We start from the raw sequence: 7,527 nt of genomic DNA, 5'->3' as shown, positions 1-7,527 counted from the left end.
CTTCGATCCCGATGCTTTTGACCTCGCTGCCGTCAACGAACGACTATCGGAATTTGAGTTCTGAACGGTCGGCGCGGCCTCTGCATGACGCTTACAGAAGACCTGAATCAGGCGATCATGCAGATCGCCCAGCAATCAACGACGCCTTCAACACCTGGCCAGCGGTCTGCACGCACTCGCTGAACGGACTGACACGCCCTGCCGGTTCAAGGCTCTCCTTCAACACTGCGTAAGATTCAAACCGTTAAAGACAGACTCAAACCGGACATCAAAACTACGACATTTGTATTTAGCCAGCGTGTTAACGCCTCTAAGTCGACAACGCCCTCTCGGCGATGGTGGAGCGAACATAAGTGTACGGGCGCTTATCGCAACTGCCGCTCTCGACTATCCCAATAGCTAAGACGTGAAGTTGCTGCAAGGGTAACCTTCAAACGGAATAGAATGCGTAATGCTCTACTGCCTGGCCTGCGTCAGATTCGGTGCTCCGTTGCCTTCGCGACTATCTGTATATTTGGAAATAAGAAGTTCTGATAATGCTATGTCGCAGCGGAAGTCCAAAGGGTGACGCAACGTGTGTTTTGTGGTTTTCGGAGGATACAGCCGACCCTGCAAGCCGCGCAAAATCACTTCACTCGGACTAACATGGACCGTCGGCAGGCGCGATTCGAGTATCACTTGTGAGTAGTCCAACATGAAGCAAGGCACCCAGTAAAGCTCATGCCGAAGGGCGAACTCGTGCCGGTGGTGACCATCCATGATGACTAAAGAGGTACGCTCAACGAGGAGCGGGAAGCGCCAGCGGCCTTCCGCCGTGATCTGATCGCCCACCTCTTGAACGCGGTCTGGGATGAAGGCTTCCGTTGGCCAAAGCTGCTCGGGACGAAGCAACGTAATATCGCTTCGGAAAACAGTCCGTTCTTGGCTTATGCTCTCTTTCATTGCCTGATCACCTCGCACGCAAATACATTGTCAAGTAGGCTGGAAGGCATCATTCTAGGTCGCCTGCTCCCCCGAGCAACGTGGTAGCTATGCAACGACACATGTCACGGTCTTTCGGGCGCGCATTACCTCGAACAAATGTCGGTATCATGGAGGCGATTTGCAATCGGGCGCAAAGCTACATAACGTCTGAGTAGTTCTTCTCCGTCCGGCCCGACTCTAGTGCTCCAATCATCTATCGCATGCTGTGACGCCGGCTTAAGCTCCTCTGCAAACGTCGGTGTCATGTATTGGATCGTGACGTGGTTTTGGCGCATGGCGTCATAGTTCTTCGATTGACGATCTACCATAACTGTCCACAAGCGCTTTTCGGTACGACGCGCGGCTTCGTCGACATAGTGGCGTTGGGCTTCGGTCAATCTGGCGTAGGCCGATTGATTCAAAACCGCGAACGACAGCGGCGCCGCGTAATTAAGTTCGACAAAATATGGTAAATGCTCCCAAAGGCGTTGCCCCGCACCGCCGTCGCCGGACGACATGACAGCAGTAATTTCGCCGGTTGCTAGGAGGGGCAGGGCCTCGTTCATCGGCATATGCACGCCATCGACCCCCAATGCTTTGAGAAAGGACGCGGCCGTCTCATCGTAGGTCCTCACGCGGAGCTTGCGCATGTCAGCCAATGACTGCACCGAGGTAGCAGACCACAGGCCGGTTGCGGGCCATGGGGCTGAATACAACAGGTGGACACCTAACCTATCTAAATGTCTTGTGTACAGGTCACGCGTGACACTTTGCAGGCATTGGGTGTCGTCCACAGATGCGGTCAGGAACGGCAGTGAAACCAAACTGAAAATTGGCTCTATTGCGCTAAGCGGTCCGCCGTGAACGTCACCGATCATGATGTGATTCTGATGCACGGCGCTCAGCGCAGATAACGCGGTCAAGGTGCTGTCGTCGGAAGTTCGTACTGTCATTGTTCCGGCTGACAGATTGCTCAGTTCCGTCGCGAACGTCAACAGGCCAACCCCTGGCATCGTCGTGCTTGGGTATTCCGTTACCGCTGTCCACTGGATGGTGTCACCGAAAGTGGAACTGGAGGCTAGGGAAGCGCACACAATGATTTGCCTTATAAGGGAACAAAGCGTTTTAATATGATATCTCCTATACCGGGTTTCGAGAGGTGCGTGCACAGGCACGATGCTTTGTGTTGGTCTATTGCGTAGTGGTCGGTTAGGGGGCGGCCCGAGAGACCGACGTCAGATGGGCAGTTAGGATTCGTGCCACCGTTTCTCCCATCTCCGGCTGACCGAGATCAAGATGCGTACATGCGACATCGATCACTTGCGGCGATCGCTCCAGGTACCGCGACCAATCCCGATCGTTCCGGTCTGAGGACGGCGTCTCCTGGCCGCTGGATCGGGTCGCACGGATGAAAAGCATTTCGCAGTCGATCGATTGTGGCCGGAAATTGCGTCCCGCTTCAATCGAGGTTCTGACAACGCGCAGGTATCTATCCGCGTGATCGACCGAGAAGTCCTCAGGAACAATCTTCATTGTCTTCGCAATAGCGATCAGAGCGGAAAGATCCGTCAACCGGTCAATTTGCGTTGTGGAAATCTTTGTACCCAAAATCTGCTTCGCAAGCGCCTGCACTGCGTGGACATCTGAGATTTTTTCCGGATTGAGTACTGGGACTGGCGTGTCTAGCAAGGCAAGCAACTCGACCTCTTTATTTTCTGCAACTAGCAGACGTGCTATCTCGAACGCGACCAATCCGCCGAAGGACCAGCCCAATAGCCGGTAAGGCCCGATAGGTTGAACGCGCAGTAGAGCCGAGAGATAACCACTGGCCATCGAAGATACATTTCTTTCGGGTATCTCGCCATCTTCCAGACCAAAGGCCTGAAGCCCGTACACAGGAATCGAAGCTGGTAGATGGTTAGCCATCGCTATATATCGATAACAGGAACCGCCTACCGGTGATACGCAGAACAGTGGTGGACTACCGTCTCCACGCTTGAGCGGCACAACGGGATCACGTCGAATCAGTTTTGAATGATCGGAGCGGACTAGACTGGCCAAAGCCGCAACTGTCGGATATTCAAACATCGCACGGACTGGAAGCCGCCGTTTAAAGAGTGAATTCACTCTGTTAATCAGGGTCGCGGCTTTTAGCGACGTTCCGCCATGGAGAAAGAAGTCCGCATCGGTGGAGATGCGGGATACATCCAAGACGCTTTCGAATATACCTGCCAAAGCAGCTTCGAGGTCGTCTCGAGGCATCTTGCGGTCGCTGTTTTGCACAGGATCGCCAACCGAGGGCAAAGCGGAGCGACTGATTTTACCGTTTGGTTCTAGCGGTAAACGTGGTAGTACCTCGATGGCTGACGGGATCATGTAGTGTGGGAGCACCGCCCTGAGCAGTGTCAGCAGTTCGGGTAATAACGTCGTAGAAGAGACAGGAGCGGCCACATACCCAATCAGTAATTCTGTATCGTTGACCGCAGAGACAATCGTCACCGCCTGCAAGACTAGCGGGTGCGTCATCAGCACGGCCTCGATTTCGTCCAGTTCAACGCGGTATCCACGAACCTTGCGTTGGTTGTCGCGGCGCCCGAGGAACTCGATGTTGCCGTCGCTGCTCCACCGTCCGAGGTCTCCGGTACTGTAGAGGCGCGACCCGTTGCCGTCTGGATCTGGAACGAAACGCTCGGCGGTTAGTTCGGGTCGCTTCAGATAGCCCTTTGCCAGTTGGACACCACCGATGAAAATTTCTCCCGTCTGTCCTTCAGGTGCAGTCTCCAGGCGTTCGGTCATGATCCGAATATCCACGTTTCTGATCGGACGGCCGACAGGGACGATGCCGTCCGGCCGAAGCGTGGCGTCCCAACAGGTGACGCCGATCGATGCCTCGGTGGGGCCGTAGACGTTGTGCAAAGCGGCCGTCGACCCCTCCAGGAATTGCGACACTGTCTTGCGATGCAGGGTTTCACCACCGCAGAAAGCGTGCCGGAGATGACGATAGCCATGCACCAGTCGATTGTCGATGAAGCGTTGCAACATCGACGGTAGAAAGTGCGCGACACTCACCTGATGACGATAGATCTCGCGCGCAAGATAGTCCGGATCGAGATGGCCATCCTGCTTCGCTAGGACGCAGCTCGCGCCGCTGATCAACGGCAAGAAGATTTCCCATACTGAGACGTCGAAGCTAATCGGCGTTTTATGCAGGATGCGATCGGTATTGGTGATCTCAAACGTATCGCGCATCCATTCCAGTCGGTTCATGATCCCGGCCTGTGTGCACATGACGCCCTTCGGCTGGCCGGTCGACCCAGACGTGTAGATGACGTATGCCAGTTCGCCGCGCCAACGCCGGTGATCGCGGGCGTATTGCGGAGTTCGCTCTGTATCTAGGATCTCTTCAACCGCGACGAAGCCGCCTCCACCACCGTTGGGTAGGCATCCTTGTAATACGCGCGTAGTAAGCACGGTTTCCACGTCCGCGTCTCTCAGCATGTACGCAATCCTGTCTTGAGGATAGGATGGGTCCAAGGGGAGGATTGCTGCACCGGACTCGATCGCGGCGAGCATCGCTGCGATCGAGTCCGGTGAACGATCAAGCAGCACTGCGACAACCGGCTGGCGGCCGGCTTTGGGCGGTGGCAGTGCTGCCCCAATACTCGCGGCGCGGCGCATCAATGCGTCGTAACTGATCTTCGTGTCGCCATAGACGATCGCGAGCGCATCGGGATCTTGTTGCGCTTGGTCTAAAAAAGCGTCCCAGATTCCAGGTGGCAACGTGCCTGTCGCGGTGGTGACGGCGATGCGGCTTGGATCGCGTGCGAGTGCTGATGGAAGTGAACGGATATGGTCAAGGCATTGCTGACGATCGCTAGAGAACCCCGTGGCAGACCATCCGGCCGGCAGCTGTCGTTTAACTTCCCATATTGACAAATGCTGGTCGGGATTTTCCACAACCAGGTACTGCTCCCTGCGTTCGATGTCCGATGTCATTTCGCTTTTGTAATATTCGATACACTCGGCGCTGGGCACCAGTTGAATGTGTGAGCCATGGCTGGCTACGAGAAACACGAAGTGAAACCTGGCAAGGCCAATCAGCGAAGCGGTGCGTCGTTGACTGGTTGCGCAGTTCGGGTTTCAGCGCGATCTTTGAGCCACTGCGAGGAATCTGCGAGAATTTCCGGCGTAAAACCGTGCCCAATGTTTGGCACGTCGCGATAGTCGATCGAGACGCCATGTTGCATCAGAAGGTCTCGCGTGCGATGCGCCATGGGCAGCGGAACGATTGGGTTGTCTTCCCCGTGGCGCGTGAAAACGGGAAAGCCACGCAATCGTGAATCGGCCGAAGGTGAGGCCGCGTTATTGGGGACGATACGACCGTTGACATTGACGACCCCGTCAATTAGGTCTGGGCGTGTCATTAACACCGACAGTGCCATACTGCCTCCTTGGCTATGTCCCAACAGGAAGATCTGCCTCGGCTTGCGCTGATCCCGTATTGCCTCAAGAAATACGACCAGTAGACGAAGGCTTACGTGTTGCTCTTCTGTCTCAATGATCGGACCGGTAGCTGTCCGCGTAAAGTAGAACCATCGATAAGCGCCGGGCCCGATTCTCAATGGGGCTCGCGGGGCGATAATCGGCCACTGCGGATCGAAGAGTCCCGCATGCCGAAAGAGATGCTGCTCGTACGACGCGAACCCATGCAGCAATACGAGCAGTGGGCGTGCTTCGCCGTTGGGGTTAGAACTGTCCCGGCCAACATAGTGCAATGGCAGCGATGTCGTCATCGAAGTATTTCCTGCTGCACGTTGTCAGTAGAGACAGTAGATTCCAGAAACTTGATGAAATCACCAACGGTCGAGAAGTTATGGCCGAAAACGGCAGCATCATCGAAGGTAAGCGAGAATTGTTCCTCGAGCAGCACGAAAGCCTGCAAGAAGGCAACCGAAGACAGCCCAAGACCGCCGGCCGTAATTGGGGTGTCGTCCGTGATCGAGTCTCTTGCGATGGTGAGGCGGCCGCTGTCAACAAGTGCGGAGATCGCGGCGTTGCGAAGGGTTTCGATGCTCATGTCTTTTGCGGCCTAAGGGATGTTAGATCGTCTACGACGGGGAGTGCCGCCAGCGAGCGTGCGATTTCGGTTCCGGAAACCTCGGCGTCTTCCATGCGCCCACTCAAAAACTCGTCGTACGCTGACAAATCGAACAACCCGTGCCCACTGACACAGAAAAGGATCGTGACGGGCGTGTCTGCATTCCGAGCCGCAATCGCTTCCTCGATGGCGCCGTGTACGGCGTGCGCTGATTCGGGCGCTGGAAGAATGCCTTCCAGGCGGGAGAACAGTACAGCGCTGCGAAATACGTCGGTCTGACCATACGCCACTGCCTCGAACTCGCCATGGTGATACAAGGCACTCAGGACCTTCGAGCATGCGTGGTACCGAAGACCACCAGAATGCATGCCCGGGGGTTTGAAGTGACTTCCGAGCGTATACATCTTCTGCAGCGGTGTGAGTCCGGAGCCGTCTGTGTAGTCATAGCGATAAGATCCGCGAGTCAACTTCGGGCATGCCGCTGGCTCGACGCTGACGCACCGAACGGCACGACCGCCTCTCAGGTGTTCGCCGATGAACGGCAAAGCGGTACCGCCGAAGTTGCTGCCAGCGCCGAGCGAAGCCAGCACAATGTCGACCGACTCGTTTATCGAGGCGAGTTGCTTCATTGCTTCGAGACCAATCACGGTCGAGTGCAAGATCGAGTACGTTTCGCCGCTTCCGACACTTAATTGCGTATCTTCACTCGCCAGTGCGTCCTCGAGCGCTTCGGTGACGGCGAATGCGATATTTCCTGTGTCGACCTTACCCTCGGCGACAAGGCGACTTCCGGCGGCGGTGCGGAGGCTGGGGCTCGATAGTATCTCGGCACCATGCAATTGCATCATCGAGCGCCGGTACGGTTTCTGTTGGTAGCTGCTTCCGACCATATAGACGGTGCAGTTCATGTCGAAGGCTTGACAACCGATGGCTAACGCCGTGCCCCATTGACCCGCTCCGGTGCCAGTCGTCAGGCGTTTCACACCGGCTGAGCGATAGTAATAGGACTGTGCGATTGCCGTACTGAGTTTATGCGATCCGCTTGCGTTACCGCCCTCATATTTGAAATAGATGCGAGCGGGTGTGTCCAGATGGCGCTCGAGGCGATGCGCGCGGATGAGTGGCGTGGGTCGCCACGAACGATATATGTCCAATACCTGCTTTGGAATCGCAATCTGGCTTTCTCTCGAACTGTTCTGTCGCACAAGTGACAGAGGGATCTGCATTTTTACCGACTCTGCCTTGTTTATCCGATCCGGCGCGGCGATATCCGGCGGCAACGCGAATGGTAGGTCGGCCAACACGTTGTACCAATGCGTGGGCAGAAATTCCGCCTGCGTCAGAGAGTGCATGAAATGCTCCGTTTTATTAGCGCAAGTACACAGTGAATGTATCGTGCATGTTTTCGACGTGACGGTACCGTGCTGCACTGGCATTGGATACTGCTAATTCTGGTAGTTGAAGGA

Annotated in this window: 7 protein-coding genes; 1 reads left to right on the top strand and 6 read right to left on the bottom strand. The window is 55.7% G+C overall.

Annotated features, from left to right (window positions below; translation table 11 throughout):
• On the top strand, window positions 1-233 hold a 233-nt coding region (locus tag ABH944_RS42755; RefSeq protein ID WP_404615115.1), incomplete at its 5' end, for a hypothetical protein.
• 223 nt (window positions 234-456) lie between these two features.
• Here the strand turns inward: ABH944_RS42755 and ABH944_RS42750 are convergent.
• The 6 genes from ABH944_RS42750 to ABH944_RS42725 form a co-directional block, all read right to left on the bottom strand.
• Window positions 457-942 (bottom strand): ParB N-terminal domain-containing protein, encoded by a 486-nt coding sequence (locus ABH944_RS42750; protein ID WP_404615117.1) that lies wholly within the window; start codon window positions 940-942, stop codon window positions 457-459.
• 125 nt (window positions 943-1,067) lie between these two features.
• The gene (dctP, locus tag ABH944_RS42745; RefSeq protein WP_404615119.1) at window positions 1,068-1,976 is read right to left on the bottom strand and encodes a TRAP transporter substrate-binding protein DctP; all 909 of its coding nucleotides are present in this window, start codon (window positions 1,974-1,976) and stop codon (window positions 1,068-1,070) included.
• Window positions 1,977-2,172: 196 nt separating this feature from the next.
• Window positions 2,173-5,037 carry an amino acid adenylation domain-containing protein gene (locus tag ABH944_RS42740; protein ID WP_404615121.1) on the bottom strand — a complete coding sequence of 955 codons (2,865 nt, stop codon included), beginning with the start codon at window positions 5,035-5,037 and terminating at the stop codon, window positions 2,173-2,175.
• A gap of 23 nt (window positions 5,038-5,060) precedes the next feature.
• Window positions 5,061-5,756, bottom strand: a complete 696-nt coding sequence (locus tag ABH944_RS42735; protein WP_404615123.1) for an alpha/beta hydrolase — start codon at window positions 5,754-5,756, stop codon at window positions 5,061-5,063.
• Window positions 5,753-6,040 (bottom strand): acyl carrier protein, encoded by a 288-nt coding sequence (locus ABH944_RS42730; protein ID WP_404615125.1) that lies wholly within the window; start codon window positions 6,038-6,040, stop codon window positions 5,753-5,755. Before ABH944_RS42730 ends, ABH944_RS42735 begins: the two co-directional genes overlap by 4 nt.
• Window positions 6,037-7,497: a TrpB-like pyridoxal phosphate-dependent enzyme gene (locus ABH944_RS42725; RefSeq protein ID WP_404615127.1), complete on the bottom strand. Its 1,461-nt coding sequence runs from the start codon at window positions 7,495-7,497 to the stop codon at window positions 6,037-6,039. Before ABH944_RS42725 ends, ABH944_RS42730 begins: the two co-directional genes overlap by 4 nt.
• Window positions 7,498-7,527 lie beyond the last annotated feature (30 nt).

This window comes from Caballeronia udeis, assembly GCF_044909315.1.
Taxonomy (GTDB): Bacteria; Pseudomonadota; Gammaproteobacteria; order Burkholderiales; family Burkholderiaceae; genus Caballeronia; species Caballeronia udeis_A.
The sequence above is the reverse complement of the archived record's forward strand: the minus strand, read 5'-3'. Positions and strand labels throughout refer to the sequence as shown.

Excerpts from the sequence above, each read along its gene's own strand:
- dctP (WP_404615119.1), bottom strand. The coding sequence starts at position 1,976 with ATGCCAGGGGTTGGCCTGTTGACGTTCGCGACGGAACTGAGCAATCTG.
- ABH944_RS42725 (WP_404615127.1), bottom strand. The coding sequence starts at position 7,497 with ATGCCAGTGCAGCACGGTACCGTCACGTCGAAAACATGCACGATACAT.
- ABH944_RS42750 (WP_404615117.1), bottom strand. The coding sequence starts at position 942 with ATGAAAGAGAGCATAAGCCAAGAACGGACTGTTTTCCGAAGCGATATT.
- ABH944_RS42735 (WP_404615123.1), bottom strand. The coding sequence starts at position 5,756 with ATGACGACATCGCTGCCATTGCACTATGTTGGCCGGGACAGTTCTAAC.
- ABH944_RS42730 (WP_404615125.1), bottom strand. The coding sequence starts at position 6,040 with ATGAGCATCGAAACCCTTCGCAACGCCGCGATCTCCGCACTTGTTGAC.